Source organism: Pseudomonas arvensis (assembly GCF_056688935.1).
Map to the genome: position 1 here is coordinate 1,981,431 of NZ_CP162038.1, position 23,281 is coordinate 2,004,711.

Here is a 23,281-nt window from a genome sequence, read left to right on the forward strand (position 1 = left end):
TCAGAGCAATACCTGAGCCAATCTAGGCTCGATGGATGACAGTTTCATGTCGATGTCGTTTTTAACCTGTCGATGTCGCTCAGCACAGACTGAGCGTAGACCATGCCCAAGTGCCCGCAGGCTCGGGACTTGGCCGATGTATTGCAAGACATGCGGCATGCACTTCAGGCGAGCTGTCATCTGTCGGTCATCTGCAATGCCTACGCTGGCACGCAGTCGCAAGGGCCCGATTGCGCAGTGTTTTATGCACCTGAACGGTGCTGGTCTAGTCCAGAAAGGTAACGTTGATGCGTGATGAGGCAATCAAGGCGGTGACCTCCATCGGCCTGGCGCTGCAAGAGCAGATCGATCATGGACTTTTGCCGCCCGCCAGCAAACTGCCCGCCGAGCGTAAGCTCAGCGAGTTGTTTGGTACCACCCGGATCACCGTGCGGGAAGCCTTGTTACAACTGGAGGCCCAAGGGCAGATTTATCGTGAGGAGCGCCGTGGCTGGTTCGTGTCCCCGCCGCGATTGGCCTACAACCTGATGCAGCGCAGCCACTTTCACGCAATGGTCAACGATCAGGGCCGCGTGGCCTCCACCGAAGTGATTTCTGCGCGGCTGCAACCGGCGTCGGCGGCGGTGTGTGCGTGGTTGCAACTGCCGGCCTTGTCCAGCGTGATTCAGATCTGCCGACACCGGCGGATCGATGGTCGTTTGGTGTTGTACGTGGAGCACTACCTGAACCCGCAGTATTTTCCGGGGATTCTTGAGTGTGACCTGAATCAGTCGATGACCGAGTTGTATGCGCGCAAGTACGACTTGCATTACGGGCGGGTGCGCTTCGAGATTGTGCCGACATCACTGCCGATCGAAGCCGCCGCCGCATTGCGCGTGTCGGTGGGTAGCCCGGGCTTGAGGATTGCCCGGGTCAACTATGACCAGCACCAGCGGTTGATCGACTGCGACCTGGAGTTCTGGCGGCATGATGCGATTCATGTGGGCGTGGATGTCATGAGCTCAGCGTCTTGATCACCTGATCCACATTGGTTTCCAACTCAGTCACCGGGTCGGCGCCGTCGACATTCAGCACCAGCAGCTTCGAGCCACCTGCCGTGATGGCGGCTTTCACCGCCTCACTCGGCTGGCGATGGTGCAGCACCACGGCCACATCGTTGTCCTTCAATTGGGCACTGAGTGCCTGTAACGCCTCAGGCGTCCAATCGGCATCCGGCCGTGCATCGGTGCTAACCAGTTCCAGGTTCAGGCTACTGACCAGATACCCAAAGTGATCGCTCAAACTGACCACACTCAGGTTGTCCGCCTTGGCCAATCGGGCTTCGCTGTCGGCGGTGAGCTTGAGCAGGCGTTGCTTGAGCGCGGCCAGGTTGGCGTCGATCCTGGCCTTGGCGCTCGGTGCCAGACGGCTCAGGTCGGTCGATAGCACGTCGGCCATGCGCCCCAGATTGTTGCTCGATTGCCAGGGCTGGCTGTTCAGCCCATCGGCTACGCCAGGTTGCACGGCGATCCCCGGCAAGCCGCCGTCCACCGGGCGTGCGGCATCGACTTCGACAATCCGGATGTTGCTGCGCCGTGCCACGGGGTACAGCGGATCATCGGCCCACAATGAGCGAAGGCCAATAGCGGCATCGGCGTCCTGGGCCAGCGCGCTCAGTGCGGGGGCGCCACGGCCGGTGAAGTACGACACCTGGCGCGAGCCTGGCAGGTTGGCCGGGGCCGCGCGCTCAAGCTGCACGTCGGTGCCCTTGAGCAGCACCTCGGCCAGGCCGTAAGTGATGGGCAGTGAGGCCAGCACCTTGACCGGTCTGGCGGCATGGGCAGCCGGTTTTACTGCCTCGGCGGCCATCAGCGGCAGGGCGATTAAACAGGCGATGGCCAAGGCCAGAGGTTGAAGAACAGAGCGCATTATCCAAGGTTCCCTTTGAGGCTGGGCACGGTGCCGCGCGCGATGGCGGCAAGGGCGAAGGCGATACCGGCCATCAGGATGATCGCGGCACCGGAGGGGATCGGCAGGTCGAAGATGATCGGCAACAGGATCCCGCACAGGGTGCTGACGGTGGCGATCACTACCGAGATCCAGAAGAAGCCTTTGAGTGACTGGCTCAACAGGCGTGCGGCGGCGGCGGGAATCACCAGCAGGGCGCCGACCAGGATCGCGCCGATGACTTTGACTGCCGCGACGGTGATCAGCGTTACCAGGATCACGAACAGGTAGTCCAGGGTCTTCACCGCTACCCCGCGCACTGCCGCCAGTTGCGGGTTGAAACTGGCGAGCATGATGCGGTTGTACAGCGGCAACGCCAGGGCCATCACCAGCGAGCCGACAATCGCCAGCACCAGCAGGTCGTTACCGTTGACCGTCAACACCGAACCAAACAGCACGTTTTCCAGGATGTGCACGTTGATCTTGCCCGCCAGGATCAGCAGCAGGCTCGCGCCCAACGCCAGGGACACCGACAGGAATACGCCGATCAGGGTGTCCGGCGCCAGGCCGGTGCGGTTGCGCAGGTAATTGAGCAGGATGCCGAACAGCAGGCAGTAACCAAACAGGCTGCCGTAGGGACCGGTGTAGGGTTCGCCGAGCAGGATGCCCACGGCAACGCCGGTCAACGCGGCATGGCCAACTGCTTCGGAGAAAAACGCAAAGCGCTTGACCACCACCAGCGTGCCCAGGCCGCCGAGCACCGGGCCGATCAGCAAACCGGCGAGCAGGGCGTTGACCACAAAACCATAGGCCAATGCTTCGGGTAGATAACCGGATGAGGCCCAGCCCTGGACCATCAGGCGAAACGCTTCATAACTCATTGCGCCGGGCTCCGAGGGTGGGTGGAAAACAGGGTCAGCAGGCGGTCCGGGGTCAGTGCCTCTTTGGGGGTGGCATCAAACAGCACGCGGCGGTTCAGGCCGGTGACGCGGTCGGCCAGGCGGCCAACGGCTTCCAGGTCGTGCTCGATCCACAGCACGGTGATCCCGGCCAGCCGCCAGTCATTGAGCAGGCGCTCAAACACCTGGATACCGGCTTCATCGAGCGCCGACATCGGCTCATCCAGTACCAGCAACTGCGGCGCCGGAATCAGGCCCTGGGCCAGCAGCACGCGCTGGCGTTCACCGCCGGACAGTGCGCCCATGCGCCGCTTGCGTTTGTCCTGCATGCCAACCCGTTCCAGGGCCTCGCCAATCGCAGCGGCGTAATGTTTGGACAAACCCAGAAACGCCGGGCGCCGCTGGCACATGGCGGCCATGAAGTCATCCACGGTCATCGGCAAGCCCCGGTCGAATTCCAGCGCCTGAGGCACATAGCCGATGGTGCCTGGCGTTGTCGGCCAGGCCAGACTCAAGCGCCCTTGGTGCGGGGTTTGCCCCAGGAGAGTCTTGATCAGCGAGCTTTTGCCGCCGCCATTGGGGCCGACCAGCGCGTGGATGCTGCCCGGTTGCACCTGAAAACTCACGCCGTCGAGGATCACGGTGCGGCCCAGGGTCAGTGACACGTTGTCGAAGTCGAGTGTCGGGCCGACGTTGGCGACCCTTAGCTGTTCTGCCGCCGTCATGTGCCCGACTCCTGAATCGCCCGGACCACGGTGTTGAGGTTGCCGGTCATCTCCACTTCGTACTTATCGGCGCTGTATTCGCCGTAGGAAATGTGTGAAAGCGGGTAGAGCTTGACCCCGGATTCACGCTGGATGGTGTCGACGTAGGTGGACGGGAAATCCATCTCCGAGAAGATCACTTTCACATCCAGGGCGCGCAGTTCGTCGATGGTCTTCTTCAGTTGGCTGGGGCTGGGCTCAATGCCGTGGGCGGGCTCGACCACGGCGGTGACTTCCAGGCCAAATTCACGCAGCAGGTAGTCGTAGGCCGCATGCACCGTGGCAACGCGCAGGTCCGGGTTGGGCGCGCTGGTCAATTTGGCGAGGGCATCGGCGCGCATCTGGCGCAGGCGTTTGCCATAGGCACGGGCGTTCTGGGTGTAGGTCTTGGCGTTGTCCGGGTCGAGCTTGCCCAGCTCACGGGCGATGTTGTTGACCTGGGCAATCGAGGCGCTGATCGACAGGAAGGTGTGCGGGTTGACCACCTTGCCCGCACCGCGCGCGGCATTGCCGGTGGCGGCCAGCAATGGCACGTTGGCGTTGGCTTCGATCACCGCAATGTCCGGGCGCTCGCTGGTGGCGATCATGCGGTCGGCGAAGTCATCATGACCGACGCCATTGAGCACGATCACGTCCAGGGTGCCAATGCGCTTGATGTCTTCGGCACGCGGCTCGTAGGCATGGGGGTTGAAACCGGCGGGAATCAGCGGCACCACGTCGGCCTTGTCGCCGACGATATTGGCCACGTAGCTGTAATAAGGATGCAGGGTGATGCCGATACGCAGGCGTTTAGCCGCCTCGGCATTGGCCAGCGGGGCGAGCATCAGGCTCAGCAGACTGACCAGCAACAGGCGCAACAGGGGGGATGAAATAGACATGGGCAATCGGTCTTCTCGTTCAGTGACGGTGCTGGCGGGTAACGCCGGCGTCGAATTGCGCAACCACTTGCTGCCAGCCGGCTGCGATCAGCGCCTGGTCAGTGAGGTCGGAGGGGGTGGCCAGGTCGACGCGGCGATTGAGCCAGATGTCCGGCTCGGTGCCCTGAACGCGCATCAGCAGTGAACCGCTGGTGGTCGGCGCCTGGCTCAAGCCGAAGTAGGCCGCAGGCGCGAGTAACTGCCAGCGGTGATCGCCACGGCTGACCGAACTGGCATCCTGGGCGAACGGCGCGAAGCCTTCTTCGGCCAATTGCTCAGGCGTCGGCAGGGCGCTTTGTTCCTGCTGCAGCAGGTGGATTTCATCCAGGGTCACCCGCAGGTCGGCGTAGATGCCTTGTTCGGCGGCGTTCAGGTCGCGGCGGGCGTCCAGTTGGTGGCTGGGTACGGCGGTGACTTCCTGGGATTCGCCGTGCAGCGCCACCACCGTGCCGGCCACCGCGAGGATGATCAGGCACAGCAGTAGAACATAGAGGGTTTCGTGACCAGCACCGGCGGGGCGTACAACCTGTGTCGTACTCATTGGGGCTGGATATCCGCTTGGTCGATTTCGACGACATGGCCGGGGCCTGCGTCAAACAGCACGTAGAACTCGGCGGATGGCTTTTTGAAGGTCAGGGTCGAGTCCTGGCCGAGCTTGCCCGGTACCAGGATGGTCTCGTCGTAGCCGATCACATCCAGGGTCACGCCGGGGGCGCCGCTGCCGTCGGAAAAACCGCCCTTGCACTGGATCTGCTCGCCGGGGATTTCCTTGCATTCGCACATCGGGTTGTGGGCCAGCGCTACGGTACTGAAACCCGCGCACAGCAACAGCGCAGCGCGGGACAGGTGCTTGATCATCATGGTTTGACTCCTTGCTTGTTCAGCCAGGCGATGGTGGCAGGCGAGGCCTGGCTCAGCGGGATGGAACCCTGGTGCATCGTGCCGTCCCAGCCCTCCATGGTGACCCACAGCTCGGCGTCGGCTGGCGTGCGTTCCGGGACAGGCAGGGCGGCGCCCATGCGGTACGGTGTGCCGAAAAAGATCACCCCGGCCGCCCGCAGGCTGCGTGGCTTGCCGATGCGCAGGTAAGTGGCCTTGACCTGGTCGGCGCAGGTGTCGCACAGGGCAGCGTTGAAGAATTTCATTGGGCCGGCCGGGTCCGGTCTGGGGCCTTCATTGCGGAATTCGGCAAGGGTCAGGCTCCAGGGGCCGACCTTCACCTCGCCGGCCACCCGCTCGCCGATACCTGTGTCACCGCGAAACAGCGCGGCGTCGGCAAAATACTTGGGCATGAAGCCCAGGGGCACCAGCAACAGCAGCACATTGATATGGAAACGCCATTTCAGCCAGAAAGCCCGCAGGGGTGTCGGCGGTGTCGCTGCGACCTTGCTCATCAGTGGCTCTCCGAGGTTTCAGCCTGCAAGGCCGGGGTGGAAACAGACTTACGCTGGGTCTTGGCCTCGCGCTTGAGGGCATTGAGGGTGGCCAGGGCTGTGCGCTTGGTCCAGATCAGCAAGCCGCTCAAGACCATCATGCTCAGCACCAGGCCGAAGAACGCCCAGATCAGCTTGATCCACAGCCCGCCAAAGTCACCGGTGTGCAGCGGGCGCATGGATTCGGTGACGAACTCAAGCGCGGTACGGTCGGACAGGAGGTGCGAGACCGCGATTTCGCCGTTATAGGGGTTGAGTTGGGCGGTCTGGTACATCAGCGGGTACCAGCCGCGTCCGCCGATTTGCAAGTGGCTGTAGGCATTGAGCGGCAGTCGCACGAAGCTGGCATCCAGACCGGGGATGCGTTGGGTCGCGATTTCGATCGCTTCGTCCAGGGCAATCATGGGCGCTGGCACGCCGGGAGCGGACATTGGCACTTTCTCCCGTGCAATCACCGGCACCACCGGCTCGCTCGAAATCGAAATCTGGTTATCGAAGAGGATCGCCTGGATCAGGAACCAGGTCCCGGTGATGGAGATTACGGCAATGAACCAGATTGACCAGATGCCGCTCAGGCGATGGAAGTCGCCCCAGAAAATCCGAGCGCCGTGGCGGATCCGCAGGGTCGGCTTGAAAAAACCTTTCCAGAAACGCTTGTACACCACCAGCCCGGTGATCAACGACGCCAGCAGTGGCAGGCCCAGCAGCGACACGAGGTACCAGCCCCAGCTGAATCCGTTGGTAAACGGCACCAGCCACCAGCCGTGCAGGGCTCGGGTGAATTGGGGGAAGTCAAAGGAAGGGCTGATGCCCTGGACCGCTCCGGTGTACGGGTTGACGTAGGCCTCTACCGAACGGCCGTCGGGGTAGTTGAGGTTGACGGTCAGGGCAAAGTGGGACTCATCCGGTCGAGTAATGGAGCTGACGATCACTTGGGGGTCGGAGTGTTTGATCGCGCCGAGCAGTTGATCGTAGCTCAGCATTTCGGCATCAGACGACGGCTTGCTCGCCCGGATATCCGGGTTGGCCAGCCAGACGATTTCCTGGCTGACCACCGCCAGGGTGCCGGTGACGCAGACGATCAGTACAAAGAACCAGATGGGCAACGCCAGCCAGCTATGTACGAGAAACCAGAGTTTGGAGCGTGACTTCTTCGACATGTGAATGAGGGTCTTGATCGGAGGGGGGCGAGGGAGGCCCGGAAATGGCCAGTCGTAGCTTTTGCTGACGCGACAGGCTGTATCTAAGTTAAGACGGATGAGAATGAGAAATCCCTAACCCGGAAATGAAAGAAAATGTTTCGGGTGCGTATTGAATGTGTTTTTACTTCGCCCCACGGCGCTTCACGTGCCCTTAAGTCGGTTCGAGCAACTGCGCGCCGGGGCCGCGCTCACCGAGCAGGTCATCCTGATTGCGCAGCGGGCATGCCTCCAACGATAAGCAGCCGCAGCCGATGCAGCCGTTGAGCTTGTCGCGCAGCAGCATCATCTTGTTGATGCGCTCATCCAGGTCTTCGCGCCAGAGTGCCGACAAACGCTCCCAGTCCTTGGCGGTGGGTGTGCGGCCATTTGGCAGCGTCTGTAACGCTTCGCCAATCGTCGCCAGCGGAATGCCCAGGCGCTGAGCGATTTTGATCACCACCACGCGGCGCAATACATCCCGTGGATAACGCCGTTGATTGCCCGCGTTACGATTGCTGTGGATCAGCCCCTTGGTTTCATAGAAATGCAGGGCCGTGACGGCCACCCCACTGCGGGCGGCCAGTTGGCCGACGGTGAGTTCCTTGGTAATCATGAAAAACTCCGATTAAGCGCTTGACCTTGACTTAACTGGAGGTTTTACCCTGCGTGGCATTGAATCGCAAGATTCTGCCTACAGAGAAAGGGGAGTGTTCATGCAGGTATCAGAGAAAAATCGCAGCTTCACTCAGTTGATCGAGTTCCATATCGAGCCCCAGCAACACGTTGCCCTGGTGGCGGCCCTGTCCGTCCAGAGTGAGCGTTTGGCCGAGGGCCATGACGGTTTCCTCAGTGCGAGCGTACAGGTCAGCGATGACGGACGGCGGGTGCTCAATTACCTGCAATGGGCGTCCCGCGAGGACGGCGAGGCCGCGTTCAAGCGTTTTGAGCAGGGCGAGGAAGATTTCTGGACGCTGCTTCGCGCCCATCAGGCCACGGCGGTGACCTTTGGTTCGTTCCAGGTGCTGCGCAGTTTTGAGCGCAGTCACGACAATGCATTGCACTGCCGACTATATGGATAAATGCAGCATCCGCTCACCTTGCACGTTTTCCCCCGGCCGTCGTTTGTTGACCGCCAATTCGCCGATCTTGATCAGGCGCGTGCGCGTGACGTTGCGGCTCAGGCCCAGCAGGTTGGCGGTGTGCACCTGGTTGTAGTGGCTGAAACGGTAAGCGGCCCGCAGCAGGGCGTCTTCGACCTTCTCATGCAGGGCGCCGGCCTGTTCTTCGAAGAGCTTCTGGAAGGCGCGCGCGAGCAGGGCTTCGGCACTGTTGTCGGTGCCGTGCTGGCTGTCGTCCTGGCGCTCGATGCGCATGTTCGACAGGCGTAGATCATCCCGTTCGATCACGCCGTTACGGCAAATCAGCAGGGTGTGGTGGATGACGTTTTCCAGCTCGCGGATATTGCCCGGCCAACTGTAACTCTTGAGCTTTTGTTCGGCTTCGCGGCTGATGGTGATCGGGCCGTAGCCCAGGCGCCGGCTGTACGCCTCGATAAAGTGTCGGGTCAGCGGCAGGATATCGCCGGGGCGTTCGCGCAGCGGGCTGAGTTCCAGGCTGACCACATCGAGCCGGTAGTAGAGGTCTTCGCGAAAATGCCCGGCGTTGATGGCTTTCTCCAACTGCACGTTGGTGGCAGCCAGTACGCGCACATCAATGGGAATGCTCTTGCGCGAACCCAAGCGCACGACTTCGCGTTCCTGTAGGACGCGTAGCAATTTGACCTGGATGGCCATCGGCAAATCGCCGATTTCATCCAGGAACAACGTGCCGCCATCGGCCTCTTCGAACCAGCCGGCCTTGGCGCTGAGGGCGCCGGTAAAGGCACCTTTTTCATGGCCGAACAGTTCAGCCTCCACCAGGGATTCAGAGAACGCGCCGCAGTTTACAGCCACGAACGGCCGGTTGCGCCGCGCACTGAGATTATGAATGTGGCGCGCCACCAGCTCTTTACCGGTCCCGGTTTCGCCGATGATCAGCACGCTGGCTTCGCTGGGTGCCACTTGCTGGATGTGGTCGAGCAGCGCCTGGGATTTCGGGTCTTCGAAGACCTGGGCCGTGGCGCGGATCGAGGTCGCAAGGGCGGGCGAGGGCGGTAGGGTTAGAAGCTGCATGGGCACCTCTTTTTTATGAGTAGAACGTAGGAATCGGCAGGGATTGGTTCAACGCCCAGTCCCCCAGTTCGTGGAGCTTGTAGTCCACCGGGTCGTGCAGGGTTTGCGTACGCAGGTTGCGCCAGTGACGATCCAGGCGCAGGGACGCGTGGGTGGAACGTGCCCCGGTGACTTCAAACAGACGGCTGCACAGGTCCAGGCCTTGGCGGGTGGCAGCGACCTTGGCCGTTGCGATGGCAATCGCCAGTTGGCCGCGTTCGTGTTCGCTGAGGTTCGGTCCTTTGGCCCAGGCCTGGTCCAGTAGCTCGGCGGCGCGTTCCACTAACAGACGCACGCCTTCGAGGGCCACCCAGAATTCGCCATAGTGGTGCAGCACGTAAGGGTCCTGGCGCACGTCTTCGGCTGAGGATTTGTGCCAGGCACGCGTTTCGGTGAGGGTGTAGGTGCGCGCTTCTTCGAAGGCTCCCTCGGCAATGCCGAGAAACATATGGGTGAAGGTCAACTGGGCGATCAGTGGGCGCAGGCAGGCGAAGGGGGTGCTCAGCGGGCCTGGATCGAGTAGCAATTCCGACTCTTCGACGCGCACCCGCTCGAAGCTGGCGCTGCCGCTGTCGGTCTGGCGTTGGCCGATATTGTTCCAGTCGTTGTGCAGCGTAATGCCACTGCGCCCGCTGGGAATGGCGGCGATCAGCAGCTTGCCGCCGGCATTTTCGTCCACGGCCGAGGCGATCAGCATCTGCGAGTCGCTGGCGCCGGAGCAGAAGCTTTTCTTGCCAGAGAATTCGCGCCAGCCGCCGAAATCCTTGACCACGGTGCGCGTGTCCAACGGGTTGAGGGCATTGCCCCAGAACCAGTTCTTGCGGGCGGTCTGTTCGAACCAGGGCTGCCATTGATCCGGGCGCGAAAACAGGCGCACGGTGGCCAGCATCAGGTGATGGAAGCCGAAGACGTGAGCAATGGAACTGTCCACCTTAGCGAATTCGCGCACGATGCCCAGGGTGTCGCTCCAGCGTGCGCCGAGGCCGCCGTATTGGGTGGGAATGCTCAGGGCCAGCAGGCCGCTTTGGCGCAAGGCGTCACGCTCGGTTTTAGGCGTGCCGCCGCGCTCGTCGCGTTCGACCGCGCTGAGGGCGAATTCGGCGGCCAGCAGTTTGGCGGTCTGCAAGGGGGATGGCAGGACGCTGTGGGGTTTGGCTGTCACGGGGTTTCCTCTCTATAAGCAGCAGCGGCCAGCGCAGTTGCCGCCGCTGCGCCGATCAGGCCTTGGCCGGTAGGACATCGTTGGCAATCATTTCGCCGAACGGGCCGGTGAGGTTGGTGATGCCGCGTCCGGCGAGGCTGGCATAGGGTTCCGGCAGCAGCGGGAACACCAGCTCGGCGAAGCGATAGGCCTCTTCCAAATGTGGATAGCCGGAGAAGATGAAGCTCTCGATGCCCAAGTCGGCGTATTCCTTGATGCGTTCAGCCACTTGTTGCGGGTTGCCCACCAGCGCGGTACCGGCACCGCCGCGCACCAGGCCGACACCGGCCCACAGGTTAGGGGCGATCTCCAGGTTGTCGCGGCGTCCGTCGTGAAGGGCGGCCATGCGGCGTTGGCCTTCGGAATCAAAGCGCGAGAAGGACTTTTGCGCGGCGGCGATGGTGTCGTCGCTGATGTGTTCGATCAGTTTATCGGCGGCTTTCCAGGCGTCTTCTTCGGTTTCGCGCACGATTACATGCAGGCGAATGCCGAACTTCACGGTGCGCCCGTGGCGCGCGGCGCGCTCACGTACATCCGCGAGTTTTTCCGCGACGGCGGCGGGTGGCTCGCCCCAGGTCAGGTACACGTCCACCTGTTCGGCGGCGAGATCGTGGGCGGCGTCGGAGGAACCGCCGAAGTACAACGGTGGATAGGGCTTCTGCACCGGTGGGTAAAGTGCCTTGGCGTTCTGCACACGCAGGTGTTTGCCTTCGAAATCTACCGATTCGCCCTGCAACACGCGGCGCCATATCCGCAGGAATTCGTCGGAGACTTCGTAACGCTCGGCGTGGTCAAGGAAGCTGCCGTCGCCACGGTTTTCGTCGGGATCGCCGCCGGTCACTACATTGATCAGCAGGCGGCCATTGGACAGACGATCCAGCGTGGCGGCCATGCGTGCCGAGACGGTGGGCGAAATGATGCCGGGACGAATCGCTACCAGATAGCGCAGGCGCTCGGTCAGCGGTACCAGCGCCGAGGCGATGACCCAGGAGTCTTCGCACGAGCGGCCTGTAGGAATCAACACGCCGTAGTAACCCAGGCTGTCGGCCGCCTGGGCGACTTGCTTCAGATAATTGAGGGTGACGGGCCTGGCACCTTGAGTGGTACCCAGGTAATGACCGTCGCCATGTGTCGGCAGAAACCAGAAAACATCCATGACCAATCCTTAAGCGATTTTCAGCAGAGAAGGGGAGTGCGCCGCAAACAAGGGGGCCGCGCGTTCTGCTGCCAGTTGAATCCGTGCTTTTAGTAATTCACTGGTTATTTGGTAGTCGGTGAAGTCGGCTTCGGTGGCGTACACACCGATCGGCAGGGTCAGGGCCTGGAAGAAGGCAAACAGCGGGCGCAGTTGATGGTCGAGGACCAGCGCGTGGCGCTCGCTGCCACCGGTGGCGGCGAGCAGCACCGGGATGTCGACCAGGGCGTTGAGGCCGACCAGGTCGAACAGGTGCTTGAGCAGGCCGGGGTAGGAACCGCGATAGACCGGTGCGGCGACGATCAGCAGGTCGGCCTGTTCGATGGCCAACAGTTGGGCTTCGACGTCGTCGGGCAATTCATCGCGCGACAATGCGCCGCCCAGGGGACGGGCAATGTCGCCCAGTTCGATCAGGGTGGTCTGGATCGGCAGCAAGGTGGCCAGTTCGGCCAGCACGGCTTGGGTCAACACCAGGGTGCGCGACGGGCGCCAGGTTCCGCCGGAGAGGGCAACGACATTCAGGGGACGGGTCATGAACAGTTCCTTTTTCAACAGTGGTTCATAGCAAGTGAGGTGCAAGGTGTTGAGCAAGAGCTGTACCAACGGCTGAAGGCCTTGATTGGCGGGGGCTGCGGCTTTACTGCTGAAAAGTGTTGCTGTTGCCCGCCTGGTGATTTGTTGAATGGCTGTTGCCTGGGCAACAGTTGCGTGGCGAACAGTGCCCGGCAGGCGTGGAGCTATTTATAGGAGGTTATGGTTATTCCGTAAATTAACCTATTTCCATATTTATAGATCATAAAGAAATATGAGGGGCCTATCGAGAGTGCCTGAGCGGTTGATAGCAACTATCACGGACGATGATTTTTCGCTGCGCAAGGCGAGGAGTAGCCTGTGTTCATTGACTCGAAACCACCTTCGCAGAGCCGCCGCCATGAACCGATTTCTCGCCGTTTGTTTACTGATTGTCAGCTCCGTACTCGCCGGCTGTGCGAGCCATCCATCGCCAGAATTGCGCCCCTACTCGGCTGAAGAGACCAAGCAGTTGGCCCTGGAAGCGCTGAGTCGTCGCGGCTTGTCGTTCGATGAATATCAACAGCAGCGTGCCGCGCTGACCGGCCAGCCACAGAAGCCCTTCGGCTTTGATCGCGAGGGTGAAATGAATGCCGAGCGCAATGTGGTACTTCATGGTCGTCCCAGTTGATCGCGTCCTGCGCAGCAAAAAGCCCGAGGCTCCCCTTAAGGAACCTCGGGCTTTTTGTTTGCCATGGTGCGACTTCAGCCTGTTAAGCTGAATTTCAGGAGCGTTCCTACGCACATTTACTTAAAGTCGTCCTTCTTTAATGGCATCCAATCCGGTAAACCTGACGACCTCTGTTCCGGTCGATGCCCCTGAGACGCTGCTCTCGGGAACCTGCTCTGCGAGTCTTAACTGTCATGAATAAACGTCCGTTGTATTTCGACTACGCCGCCACCACGCCGGTGGACGAGCGAGTCATCCAGGTGATGGTCGATTGTCTGGGCTTCAACGCCAATTTCGGTAACCCCGCGTCCAGTTCCCACGCGTTCGGCCAGGCGGCCCGGCAAACGGTTGAACAGGCCCGTGGCCAGGTGGCCGAGTTGGTGGGCGCGCAGCCTGAGCAGATCGTGTGGACCTCCGGCGCCACTGAATCCAACAACCTCGCCATCAAGGGCGTGGCCCAGGCGCGGGGCGTGACGGGTGGGCATATCATCACCAGTCAGATCGAGCACAAGGCGACGCTGGACACCGCACGGCAGTTGCAGGAAGCCGGGGTGGCCGTGACCTACCTGGTGCCCGACGCGGACGGTTTGATCAGCGCCGATGCAGTCAGTGAAGCGTTGCGCGAAGACACCTTTCTGGTTTCGCTGATGCTGGTGAATAACGAACTTGGCACCCTGAATGACATCCCCGCCATCGGCGCGCGCGTGCGTGAACACGGGGCGCTGCTGCATGTGGATGCTGCCCAGGGTGCAGGCAAGGTGGCGATTGATCTCGCGCAGTGGCCGGTGGATCTGATGTCGTTCTCTGCGCACAAGTTGTACGGCCCCAAGGGCATAGGCGCGCTGTACGTCGGGCCTCGGGCGCAACAGAAAGTGTTGGCGCAGATTCATGGTGGCGGTCACGAGGGCGGCTTGCGCTCCGGCACGTTGGCGACTCATCAGATTGCGGGGATGGGCGCTGCATTCGCCCTGGCAGCGCAGTCGTTCGCCGAGGAGAAAGCGGTGATCGTCGCGTTGCGGCAACGCCTGCTGGATCAGTTGGCGTCAGTCGCCGGTGTGCGCCTCAATGGCAGCGCGACGCAGCGTATTCCCCATACCCTGAGCCTTACGTTCGGCGAAGGTGAATTCAATTCGGCGGCATTGAGCGCCGGTATTGCTTTCTCCGCTACGTCGGCCTGCAATTCAGCGAGTAATGCACCGTCCCACGTGCTACTTGCCCTTGGTCATGACGCCCGCTCGGCCGGCCGCACCATTCGTTTGAGCCTGGGTCGGTTTACCACTGAACAGGACATTGACCAGGCGGTGCAACTGATCAAGGCCGCACTGGCCAGCGCGCCGGCGTTCTGGGCCGTCTGATTTTCATATAACAATTATTAGTGGTTAGCAGGAGACACAATGAGTACGCAGCCTTTGACCCATGGAACGGTTCCCCAGCGCCTGGCGCACACCCGCGAACTGATGAGCCGCGAGGGCATCCACGCCCTGCTGGTACCGTCGGCGGACCCGCATTTGTCCGAATACTTGCCGGGTTACTGGCAGGGTCGTCAATGGTTGTCAGGGTTCCATGGCTCGGTGGGGACGCTGATTGTCACCGCGGATTTCGCTGGCGTGTGGGCGGATAGCCGTTACTGGGAACAGGCGACCAAGGAGCTCAAGGGCAGTGGCATTGAGTTGGTCAAGCTGCAACCAGGTCAGCCGGGGCCGCTCGAGTGGCTGGCCGAGCAAACCCCGGAAGGCGGTGTGGTGGCGGTGGATGGTGCGGTAATGGCCGTCGCTTCGGCGCGCACCCTGGGCACCAGGCTGGCGGAGCGTGGGGCGCGTTTGCGTACCGATATCGACGTGCTTGATGCGGTTTGGACAGACCGGCCGAGTCTGCCGAGCCAACCGATTTATGCCCATCTGCCACCGCAAGCGACCGTCAGCCGCGGCGAGAAGCTCGCTGCACTGCGCGCCAGTTTGAAAGAGAAGGGCGCCGATTGGCACTTCATTGCGACCCTGGATGACATCGCCTGGCTGTTCAATCTGCGTGGCGGTGATGTTTCGTTTAACCCCGTGTTTGTGTCGTTTGCGTTGATCAATCAACAGCAGGCCACGTTGTTCGTGGCGCTGAGCAAAATCGACGCGGATCTGCGTGCTGTGCTCGAACAGGATGGCGTGACCTTGCGCGACTACAGCGAGGTAGCGGATGGCCTGCGTGGAATTCCTGGGGGGGACAGTTTGCAGGTTGACCCCGCCCGCGTAACCGCCGGGTTGCTGGAAAACCTCGATGCTGGCGTCAAGCTGATCGAAGGGCTTAACCCGACTACATTGGCCAAATCCCGCAAGAGTCTGGCAGATGCGGAACATATCCGCCGGGCCATGGAGCAGGATGGCGCGGCGCTGTGCGAATTCTTCGCCTGGCTGGACAGTGCGCTGGGCCGGGAGCGCATCACGGAGTTGACCATCGATGAACACCTGACTGCTGCGCGCACGCGTCGCCCCGACTATGTGTCGCTGAGTTTCAATACCATTGCTGCGTTCAACGCCAATGGGGCAATGCCGCATTACCATGCCACTGAAGAAGAGCATGCGGTGATCGAAGGTGATGGCTTGCTGCTGATTGACTCAGGTGGCCAATACTTGGGCGGTACGACAGACATCACGAGAATGGTGCCTATCGGTACGCCGAGTGAGGAACAGAAACGAGACTGCACCCGAGTGCTGAAGGGTGTTATTGCGCTGTCCCGTGCGCATTTCCCCAAGGGGATTCTGTCGCCGTTGCTGGATTCCATTGCCCGTGCGCCGATCTGGGCTGAAGGCGTGGACTACGGTCACGGTACTGGGCATGGTGTGGGCTATTTCCTTAATGTGCATGAAGGTCCCCAAGTGATCGCCTACCAGGCTGCCGCTGCGCCGCAAACGGCAATGCAGCCTGGGATGATCACATCCATTGAGCCGGGCACTTACCGTCCGGGGCGTTGGGGCGTACGTATCGAGAACCTGGTATTGAACCGAGAAGCGGGCAAGACCGAGTTTGGTGAGTTCCTCTCGTTTGAAACGCTGACTTTGTGCCCGATAGACACTCGTTGCCTGGAGCCGTCGCTGCTCACGGCGGATGAGCGCGAGTGGTTCAACGCGTATCACGCGCAGGTGCGTGAACGCTTGAGCCCTTTGCTCGATGGCGCAGGGCTTGAGTGGTTACAACTGCGTACGGCGGCTATTTGATCTAATGCAAACGCCGCTTGCGATCTGCTGCAAGCGGCGTTCAAGGATGAGTGTTAATCGAGCGCTGATTACGCACTGAGCAGTCGTCGGTGACTGCTCGAAGGCGATTACTTACAGATGACGATCATGCTGCGGCTGGTGTAGCCGGCAGGGTTGAGTCCGAAGGGGTAGTCCCCCGGTTCCTCTGAGTTGTCACCGGACTTGGCGATAACCCGATAACCCTTGGTGCCGCACGAGTTGGTTGCACTGGTGTAGCACTGGTCCCAGGAGGAGGACAGGCCTGAGCAGTTGATATGCAGCCCTTTTTTGCCACGTTTCACTTCTGTCTTGGTAGTCGCGGCACAGCCAGCAATGGCCACGACCATTAACAGTATCAAAATTCGTTTCATTCCCATCCTTAATAGCCACTTCGCAATACTTGAAGCCGGCTTTACTCGCTCTCGAGTGTAGCGTTCGCGCTGTCCCTGTCGAAAAACTCCATTAATGACATTCGTTTACCACTTAAACATGGCCTAAATGAGTGGCAAATGCCAGAGCTACATTCAAAGATGATTCAATCTGCCGGAACCAACGGTTTCGAGTCATTGCGCATCGTCAGCGTCGCGCCTACCGAGGCCAGAATAATGCAGGTGATGGCCAGCCATTGCGCCAGGGACAAGTGCTCTTGCAGGAAGAACAGGCCTGAAAGCGCGCCGAATGCTGGTTCGATGCTCATGAGGGTGCCAAAGGTTCGGGCGGGGAGGCGCGTCAGCGCTACCATCTCCAGGGTGTAGGGCAGGGCGGTGGACAGGATGGCGACGCCGATGGCTATTGGAATCAGCGCAGGGGTCAGTAGTGCGCTTCCGGCATGCACGATGCCGATGGGCGCGACAAACAGGGCGGCGATCATCACGCCCAATGCGGCGGTCTGGACGCCATTGTCGTTACCGGCCTTCTGTCCGAACAGTATGTAGAGTGCCCAGCAGACGCCGGCCCCCAATGCATACGCTGCGCCGACCAAGTCGATGCCGCTGCTGGCTTCCCCAATCGGAATCAAAAGAAGCAGCCCGACGATCGCAAGGGCGATCCACAGAAAATCTACTGCTCTGCGTGACGCGTAGATGGCGACAGCAAGCGGCCCGGTGAATTCAAGGGCTACAGCGATGCCCAGAGGTACGCTGCGCAATGACATATAGAAAAGGAAGTTCATGCCGCCCAGGGCCATCCCGTAGATGAGCACGGTGCGCAGGGACTTGGCGGTCAGTTTGGCGCGCCACGGTCTTAATATAAGAAGCATGATCACACTGGCGAAGATCAGGCGCAGGGTGGTGGTGCCTTGTGCGCCGACAATCGGGAACATGCTCTTGGCCAAAGAGGCTCCGGACTGGATGGAAGCCATGGCAATCAGCAGTAGGCCGACAGGAAACAATGCAGAGGCCAGGCTGCGGGGGGAGGTGGTCATTGGCGGTGTGCGTCCAAGGTCATATTTGATAGTCAGAGTTCGCTATGATGCTTAACAGTACGGTTTTGAGCAATATATTGCTCAGTTTTGTGCGGTTGGCTGTCTATATATAGAGGGATAGGGGGGTATATAGGCGGTTTGATAGAAAAACCAAATTAAAGGTTGACGCCAGATTCTGGAAGCCTATAATTCGCCCCACTTCCGGCGCAGTCGAAACGGAAAACTCCTTGGTAAACAATGAGTTACGCAGTTTTCGGCAGCAGGTTGCTTCAGTTCATCGAAGCCAAAAGGAAGTTGAAAAAGAGGTGTTGACAGCAGCGTGTAACGCTGTAGAATTCGCCTCCCGCTGATGAGAGATCTGAAGCGCAAGTGGTTGAAGTTGTTGAAGTTGTTGAAGAAATCTTTCGAAAGCTTCTGAAAATAATCACTTGACAGCAAATGAGGCTGCTGTAGAATGCGCGCCTCGGTTGAGACGGAAGATCTTAACCAACCGCTCTTTAACAACTGAATCAAGCAATTCGTGTGGGTGCTTGTGGAGTCAGACTGATAGTCAACAAGATTATCAGCATCACAAGTTACTCCGCGAGAAATCAAAGATGTAACCAACGATTGCTGAGCCAAGTTTAGGGTTTCTTAAAAACCCAAAGATGTTTGAACTGAAGAGTTTGATCATGGCTCAGATTGAACGCTGGCGGCAGGCCTAACACATGCAAGTCGAGCGGTAGAGAGAAGCTTGCTTCTCTTGAGAGCGGCGGACGGGTGAGTAATGCCTAGGAATCTGCCTGGTAGTGGGGGATAACGTTCGGAAACGGACGCTAATACCGCATACGTCCTACGGGAGAAAGCAGGGGACCTTCGGGCCTTGCGCTATCAGATGAGCCTAGGTCGGATTAGCTAGTTGGTGGGGTAATGGCTCACCAAGGCGACGATCCGTAACTGGTCTGAGAGGATGATCAGTCACACTGGAACTGAGACACGGTCCAGACTCCTACGGGAGGCAGCAGTGGGGAATATTGGACAATGGGCGAAAGCCTGATCCAGCCATGCCGCGTGTGTGAAGAAGGTCTTCGGATTGTAAAGCACTTTAAGTTGGGAGGAAGGGCAGTTACCTAATACGTGATTGTTTTGACGTTACCGACAGAATAAGCACCGGCTAACTCTGTGCCAGCAGCCGCGGTAATACAGAGGGTGCAAGCGTTAATCGGAATTACTGGGCGTAAAGCGCGCGTAGGTGGTTTGTTAAGTTGGATGTGAAATCCCCGGGCTCAACCTGGGAACTGCATTCAAAACTGACTGACTAGAGTATGGTAGAGGGTGGTGGAATTTCCTGTGTAGCGGTGAAATGCGTAGATATAGGAAGGAACACCAGTGGCGAAGGCGACCACCTGGACTGATACTGACACTGAGGTGCGAAAGCGTGGGGAGCAAACAGGATTAGATACCCTGGTAGTCCACGCCGTAAACGATGTCAACTAGCCGTTGGGAGCCTTGAGCTCTTAGTGGCGCAGCTAACGCATTAAGTTGACCGCCTGGGGAGTACGGCCGCAAGGTTAAAACTCAAATGAATTGACGGGGGCCCGCACAAGCGGTGGAGCATGTGGTTTAATTCGAAGCAACGCGAAGAACCTTACCAGGCCTTGACATCCAATGAACTTTCTAGAGATAGATTGGTGCCTTCGGGAACATTGAGACAGGTGCTGCATGGCTGTCGTCAGCTCGTGTCGTGAGATGTTGGGTTAAGTCCCGTAACGAGCGCAACCCTTGTCCTTAGTTACCAGCACGTAATGGTGGGCACTCTAAGGAGACTGCCGGTGACAAACCGGAGGAAGGTGGGGATGACGTCAAGTCATCATGGCCCTTACGGCCTGGGCTACACACGTGCTACAATGGTCGGTACAGAGGGTTGCCAAGCCGCGAGGTGGAGCTAATCCCATAAAACCGATCGTAGTCCGGATCGCAGTCTGCAACTCGACTGCGTGAAGTCGGAATCGCTAGTAATCGCGAATCAGAATGTCGCGGTGAATACGTTCCCGGGCCTTGTACACACCGCCCGTCACACCATGGGAGTGGGTTGCACCAGAAGTAGCTAGTCTAACCTTCGGGAGGACGGTTACCACGGTGTGATTCATGACTGGGGTGAAGTCGTAACAAGGTAGCCGTAGGGGAACCTGCGGCTGGATCACCTCCTTAATCGACGACATCAGCTGCTCCATAAGTTCCCACACGAATTGCTTGATTCATTGAAGAAGACGATAAAGAAGCAGCCCGAAATTGGGTCTGTAGCTCAGTTGGTTAGAGCGCACCCCTGATAAGGGTGAGGTCGGCAGTTCGAATCTGCCCAGACCCACCAATTTTGTGTGGGAAACGCCTGTAGAAATACGGGGCCATAGCTCAGCTGGGAGAGCGCCTGCCTTGCACGCAGGAGGTCAACGGTTCGATCCCGTTTGGCTCCACCACTACTGCTTCTGTTTGTTGAAAGCTTAGAAATGAGCATTCCATTGTGATGATGGTGAATGTTGATTTCTAGTCTTTGATTAGATCGTTCTTTAAAAATTTGGGTATGTGATAGAAAGATAGACTGAACGTTACTTTCACTGGTAACGGATCAGGCTAAGGTAAAATTTGTGAGTTCTCTTAATTGAGAAATTCGAATTTTCGGCGAATGTTGTCTTCACAGTATAACCAGATTGCTTGGGGTTATATGGTCAAGTGAAGAAGCGCATACGGTGGATGCCTTGGCAGTCAGAGGCGATGAAAGACGTGGTAGCCTGCGAAAAGCTTCGGGGAGTCGGCAAACAGACTTTGATCCGGAGATGTCTGAATGGGGGAACCCAGCCATCATAAGATGGTTATCTTACGCTGAATACATAGGCGTAAGAGGCGAACCAGGGGAACTGAAACATCTAAGTACCCTGAGGAAAAGAAATCAACCGAGATTCCCTTAGTAGTGGCGAGCGAACGGGGACTAGCCCTTAAGTGGCTTTGAGATTAGCGGAACGCTCTGGAAAGTGCGGCCATAGTGGGTGATAGCCCTGTACGCGAAAATCTCTTAGTCATGAAATCGAGTAGGACGGAGCACGAGAAACTTTGTCTGAATATGGGGGGACCATCCTCCAAGGCTAAATACTACTGACTGACCGATAGTGAACTAGTACCGTGAGGGAAAGGCGAAAAGAACCCCGGAGAGGGGAGTGAAATAGATCCTGAAACCGTATGCGTACAAGCAGTGGGAGCCCACTTTGTTGGGTGACTGCGTACCTTTTGTATAATGGGTCAGCGACTTATTTTCAGTGGCGAGCTTAACCGAATAGGGGAGGCGTAGCGAAAGCGAGTCTTAATAGGGCGTCTAGTCGCTGGGAATAGACCCGAAACCGGGCGATCTATCCATGGGCAGGTTGAAGGTTGGGTAACACTAACTGGAGGACCGAACCGACTACCGTTGAAAAGTTAGCGGATGACCTGTGGATCGGAGTGAAAGGCTAATCAAGCTCGGAGATAGCTGGTTCTCCTCGAAAGCTATTTAGGTAGCGCCTCATGTATCACTGTAGGGGGTAGAGCACTGTTTCGGCTAGGGGGTCATCCCGACTTACCAAACCGATGCAAACTCCGAATACCTACAAGTGCCGAGCATGGGAGACACACGGCGGGTGCTAACGTCCGTCGTGAAAAGGGAAACAACCCAGACCGTCAGCTAAGGTCCCAAAGTTATGGTTAAGTGGGAAACGATGTGGGAAGGCTTAGACAGCTAGGAGGTTGGCTTAGAAGCAGCCACCCTTTAAAGAAAGCGTAATAGCTCACTAGTCGAGTCGGCCTGCGCGGAAGATGTAACGGGGCTCAAACCATACACCGAAGCTACGGGTATCACGTAAGTGATGCGGTAGAGGAGCGTTCTGTAAGCCTGTGAAGGTGAGTTGAGAAGCTTGCTGGAGGTATCAGAAGTGCGAATGCTGACATGAGTAACGACAATGGGTGTGAAAAACACCCACGCCGAAAGACCAAGGTTTCCTGCGCAACGTTAATCGACGCAGGGTTAGTCGGTCCCTAAGGCGAGGCTGAAAAGCGTAGTCGATGGAAAACAGGTTAATATTCCTGTACTTCTGGTTATTGCGATGGAGGGACGGAGAAGGCTAGGCCAGCTTGGCGTTGGTTGTCCAAGTTTAAGGTGGTAGGCTGAGATCTTAGGTAAATCCGGGATCTTAAGGCCGAGAGCTGATGACGAGCTAACTTTTAGTTAGCGAAGTGGTTGATGCCATGCTTCCAAGAAAAGCTTCTAAGCTTCAGGTAACCAGGAACCGTACCCCAAACCGACACAGGTGGTTGGGTAGAGAATACCAAGGCGCTTGAGAGAACTCGGGTGAAGGAACTAGGCAAAATGGCACCGTAACTTCGGGAGAAGGTGCGCCGGTGAGGGTGAAGGACTTGCTCCGTAAGCCCATGCCGGTCGAAGATACCAGGCCGCTGCGACTGTTTATTAAAAACACAGCACTCTGCAAACACGAAAGTGGACGTATAGGGTGTGACGCCTGCCCGGTGCCGGAAGGTTAATTGATGGGGTTAGCTAACGCGAAGCTCTTGATCGAAGCCCCGGTAAACGGCGGCCGTAACTATAACGGTCCTAAGGTAGCGAAATTCCTTGTCGGGTAAGTTCCGACCTGCACGAATGGCGTAACGATGGCGGCGCTGTCTCCACCCGAGACTCAGTGAAATTGAAATCGCTGTGAAGATGCAGTGTATCCGCGGCTAGACGGAAAGACCCCGTGAACCTTTACTATAGCTTTGCACTGGACTTTGAATTTGCTTGTGTAGGATAGGTGGGAGGCTTTGAAGCGTGGACGCCAGTCTGCGTGGAGCCAACCTTGAAATACCACCCTGGCAACTTTGAGGTTCTAACTCAGGTCCGTTATCCGGATCGAGGACAGTGTATGGTGGGTAGTTTGACTGGGGCGGTCTCCTCCTAAAGAGTAACGGAGGAGTACGAAGGTGCGCTCAGACCGGTCGGAAATCGGTCGTAGAGTATAAAGGCAAAAGCGCGCTTGACTGCGAGACAGACACGTCGAGCAGGTACGAAAGTAGGTCTTAGTGATCCGGTGGTTCTGTATGGAAGGGCCATCGCTCAACGGATAAAAGGTACTCCGGGGATAACAGGCTGATACCGCCCAAGAGTTCATATCGACGGCGGTGTTTGGCACCTCGATGTCGGCTCATCACATCCTGGGGCTGAAGCCGGTCCCAAGGGTATGGCTGTTCGCCATTTAAAGTGGTACGCGAGCTGGGTTTAGAACGTCGTGAGACAGTTCGGTCCCTATCTGCCGTGGACGTTTGAGATTTGAGAGGGGCTGCTCCTAGTACGAGAGGACCGGAGTGGACGAACCTCTGGTGTTCCGGTTGTCACGCCAGTGGCATTGCCGGGTAGCTATGTTCGGAATAGATAACCGCTGAAAGCATCTAAGCGGGAAACTAGCCTCAAGATGAGATCTCACTGGAACCTTGAGTTCCCTGAAGGGCCGTCGAAGACTACGACGTTGATAGGTTGGGTGTGTAAGCGCTGTGAGGCGTTGAGCTAACCAATACTAATTGCCCGTGAGGCTTGACCATATAACACCCAAGCAATTTGCGTCGAAAGGCCAGATTGCGGTGTGTGAAGACGAGATGAACCGAAAGTTCGACGCTC

General features: G+C 58.6%; 20 protein-coding genes, 2 tRNA genes and 2 rRNA genes. 9 read left to right on the forward strand and 15 right to left on the reverse strand.

Annotated elements, in window-relative coordinates; genetic code table 11:
- The first annotated feature begins 287 nt into the window (after positions 1-287).
- The gene (locus AB3G88_RS09190; RefSeq protein WP_099584460.1) at positions 288-1,013 is read left to right on the forward strand and encodes a UTRA domain-containing protein; all 726 of its coding nucleotides are present in this window, start codon (positions 288-290) and stop codon (positions 1,011-1,013) included.
- On the opposite strand, the gene AB3G88_RS09195 is transcribed toward AB3G88_RS09190, so the two are convergent.
- The 9 genes from AB3G88_RS09195 to soxR all read right to left on the reverse strand — a co-directional run bounded on the left by AB3G88_RS09195 (position 994) and on the right by soxR (position 7,733).
- Complete coding sequence (locus AB3G88_RS09195; protein ID WP_480453749.1) at positions 994-1,908, reverse strand: metal ABC transporter substrate-binding protein; 915 nt, start codon at positions 1,906-1,908, stop codon at positions 994-996. The genes AB3G88_RS09190 and AB3G88_RS09195 overlap by 20 nt on opposite strands.
- Positions 1,908-2,807: a metal ABC transporter permease gene (locus tag AB3G88_RS09200; RefSeq protein ID WP_099584462.1), complete on the reverse strand. Its 900-nt coding sequence runs from the start codon at positions 2,805-2,807 to the stop codon at positions 1,908-1,910. Before AB3G88_RS09200 ends, AB3G88_RS09195 begins: the two co-directional genes overlap by 1 nt.
- Positions 2,804-3,550, reverse strand: coding sequence for a metal ABC transporter ATP-binding protein (locus tag AB3G88_RS09205; RefSeq protein ID WP_112194397.1), 747 nt, complete (start codon positions 3,548-3,550; stop codon positions 2,804-2,806). Before AB3G88_RS09205 ends, AB3G88_RS09200 begins: the two co-directional genes overlap by 4 nt.
- Complete coding sequence (locus AB3G88_RS09210) at positions 3,547-4,467, reverse strand: metal ABC transporter substrate-binding protein (protein ID WP_158877402.1); 921 nt, start codon at positions 4,465-4,467, stop codon at positions 3,547-3,549. The genes AB3G88_RS09205 and AB3G88_RS09210 overlap by 4 nt, the downstream gene beginning before the upstream one ends.
- Before the next feature lie 19 nt (positions 4,468-4,486).
- On the reverse strand, positions 4,487-5,047 hold the full coding sequence (locus tag AB3G88_RS09215; protein WP_480453751.1) for a DUF6162 family protein: 561 nt from the start codon (positions 5,045-5,047) through the stop codon (positions 4,487-4,489).
- Positions 5,044-5,367: a hypothetical protein gene (locus AB3G88_RS09220; RefSeq protein ID WP_099584466.1), complete on the reverse strand. Its 324-nt coding sequence runs from the start codon at positions 5,365-5,367 to the stop codon at positions 5,044-5,046. The genes AB3G88_RS09215 and AB3G88_RS09220 overlap by 4 nt, the downstream gene beginning before the upstream one ends.
- Positions 5,364-5,900, reverse strand: a complete 537-nt coding sequence (locus tag AB3G88_RS09225) for a PA2404 family protein (RefSeq protein ID WP_099584467.1) — start codon at positions 5,898-5,900, stop codon at positions 5,364-5,366. Before AB3G88_RS09225 ends, AB3G88_RS09220 begins: the two co-directional genes overlap by 4 nt.
- The gene (locus AB3G88_RS09230) at positions 5,900-7,099 is read right to left on the reverse strand and encodes a PepSY-associated TM helix domain-containing protein (protein WP_480453753.1); all 1,200 of its coding nucleotides are present in this window, start codon (positions 7,097-7,099) and stop codon (positions 5,900-5,902) included. The genes AB3G88_RS09225 and AB3G88_RS09230 overlap by 1 nt, the downstream gene beginning before the upstream one ends.
- A 193-nt stretch (positions 7,100-7,292) precedes the next feature.
- Positions 7,293-7,733 carry a redox-sensitive transcriptional activator SoxR gene (gene soxR / locus AB3G88_RS09235; RefSeq protein WP_112194403.1) on the reverse strand — a complete coding sequence of 147 codons (441 nt, stop codon included), beginning with the start codon at positions 7,731-7,733 and terminating at the stop codon, positions 7,293-7,295.
- Positions 7,734-7,833: 100 nt separating this feature from the next.
- On the opposite strand from soxR, the gene AB3G88_RS09240 reads away from it, so the two are divergent.
- Positions 7,834-8,199 (forward strand): antibiotic biosynthesis monooxygenase, encoded by a 366-nt coding sequence (locus tag AB3G88_RS09240; protein ID WP_099584470.1) that lies wholly within the window; start codon positions 7,834-7,836, stop codon positions 8,197-8,199.
- Here AB3G88_RS09240 and AB3G88_RS09245 read toward each other — a convergent pair.
- The 4 genes from AB3G88_RS09245 to msuE are packed head-to-tail and all read right to left on the reverse strand — an operon-like array spanning position 8,188 to position 12,260.
- A complete protein-coding gene (locus tag AB3G88_RS09245) occupies positions 8,188-9,291 on the reverse strand; it encodes a sigma-54 interaction domain-containing protein (RefSeq protein WP_099584471.1) in 1,104 nt (367 codons plus the stop codon). The two genes, AB3G88_RS09240 and AB3G88_RS09245, sit on opposite strands and share 12 nt — an antisense overlap.
- Positions 9,292-9,304: 13 nt before the next feature.
- A complete protein-coding gene (locus AB3G88_RS09250; protein ID WP_099584472.1) occupies positions 9,305-10,492 on the reverse strand; it encodes an acyl-CoA dehydrogenase family protein in 1,188 nt (395 codons plus the stop codon).
- Between the two features lie 55 nt (positions 10,493-10,547).
- Positions 10,548-11,687 carry an FMNH2-dependent alkanesulfonate monooxygenase gene (gene ssuD / locus AB3G88_RS09255; RefSeq protein ID WP_112194407.1) on the reverse strand — a complete coding sequence of 380 codons (1,140 nt, stop codon included), beginning with the start codon at positions 11,685-11,687 and terminating at the stop codon, positions 10,548-10,550.
- Positions 11,688-11,696: 9 nt separating this feature from the next.
- Entirely contained in the window at positions 11,697-12,260 is a 564-nt protein-coding gene (gene msuE, locus AB3G88_RS09260; RefSeq protein WP_480453754.1) for an FMN reductase, read from the reverse strand.
- Between the two features lie 397 nt (positions 12,261-12,657).
- On the opposite strand from msuE, the gene AB3G88_RS09265 reads away from it, so the two are divergent.
- The 3 genes from AB3G88_RS09265 to AB3G88_RS09275 all read left to right on the forward strand — a co-directional run bounded on the left by AB3G88_RS09265 (position 12,658) and on the right by AB3G88_RS09275 (position 16,169).
- On the forward strand, positions 12,658-12,927 hold the full coding sequence (locus AB3G88_RS09265; protein ID WP_158877410.1) for a hypothetical protein: 270 nt from the start codon (positions 12,658-12,660) through the stop codon (positions 12,925-12,927).
- A 233-nt stretch (positions 12,928-13,160) separates the two neighbouring features.
- A complete protein-coding gene (locus tag AB3G88_RS09270) occupies positions 13,161-14,321 on the forward strand; it encodes a cysteine desulfurase family protein (protein ID WP_480453756.1) in 1,161 nt (386 codons plus the stop codon).
- A 39-nt stretch (positions 14,322-14,360) separates the two neighbouring features.
- Positions 14,361-16,169, forward strand: coding sequence for an aminopeptidase P family protein (locus AB3G88_RS09275; RefSeq protein ID WP_191960385.1), 1,809 nt, complete (start codon positions 14,361-14,363; stop codon positions 16,167-16,169).
- A 107-nt stretch (positions 16,170-16,276) separates the two neighbouring features.
- Here AB3G88_RS09275 and AB3G88_RS09280 read toward each other — a convergent pair whose 3' ends face one another.
- Entirely contained in the window at positions 16,277-16,558 is a 282-nt protein-coding gene (locus AB3G88_RS09280; protein WP_099584478.1) for a hypothetical protein, read from the reverse strand.
- A 164-nt stretch (positions 16,559-16,722) separates the two neighbouring features.
- Complete coding sequence (rhtA, locus tag AB3G88_RS09285; RefSeq protein ID WP_099584479.1) at positions 16,723-17,610, reverse strand: threonine/homoserine exporter RhtA; 888 nt, start codon at positions 17,608-17,610, stop codon at positions 16,723-16,725.
- Positions 17,611-18,263: 653 nt separating this feature from the next.
- Between rhtA and AB3G88_RS09290 the strand changes: the two genes are divergently transcribed.
- From AB3G88_RS09290 to AB3G88_RS09305, 4 genes are all read left to right on the forward strand, one after another.
- Positions 18,264-19,800: ribosomal RNA gene (locus tag AB3G88_RS09290) — 16S ribosomal RNA — on the forward strand.
- Positions 19,801-19,883: 83 nt separating this feature from the next.
- Positions 19,884-19,960, forward strand: a tRNA-Ile gene (locus tag AB3G88_RS09295).
- A gap of 30 nt (positions 19,961-19,990) precedes the next feature.
- Positions 19,991-20,066, forward strand: a tRNA-Ala gene (locus tag AB3G88_RS09300).
- A 247-nt stretch (positions 20,067-20,313) separates the two neighbouring features.
- Positions 20,314-23,205 (forward strand): 23S ribosomal RNA (locus AB3G88_RS09305).
- Together the 16S and 23S rRNA genes with 2 tRNA genes alongside form the textbook arrangement of a ribosomal RNA operon.
- Positions 23,206-23,281 lie beyond the last annotated feature (76 nt).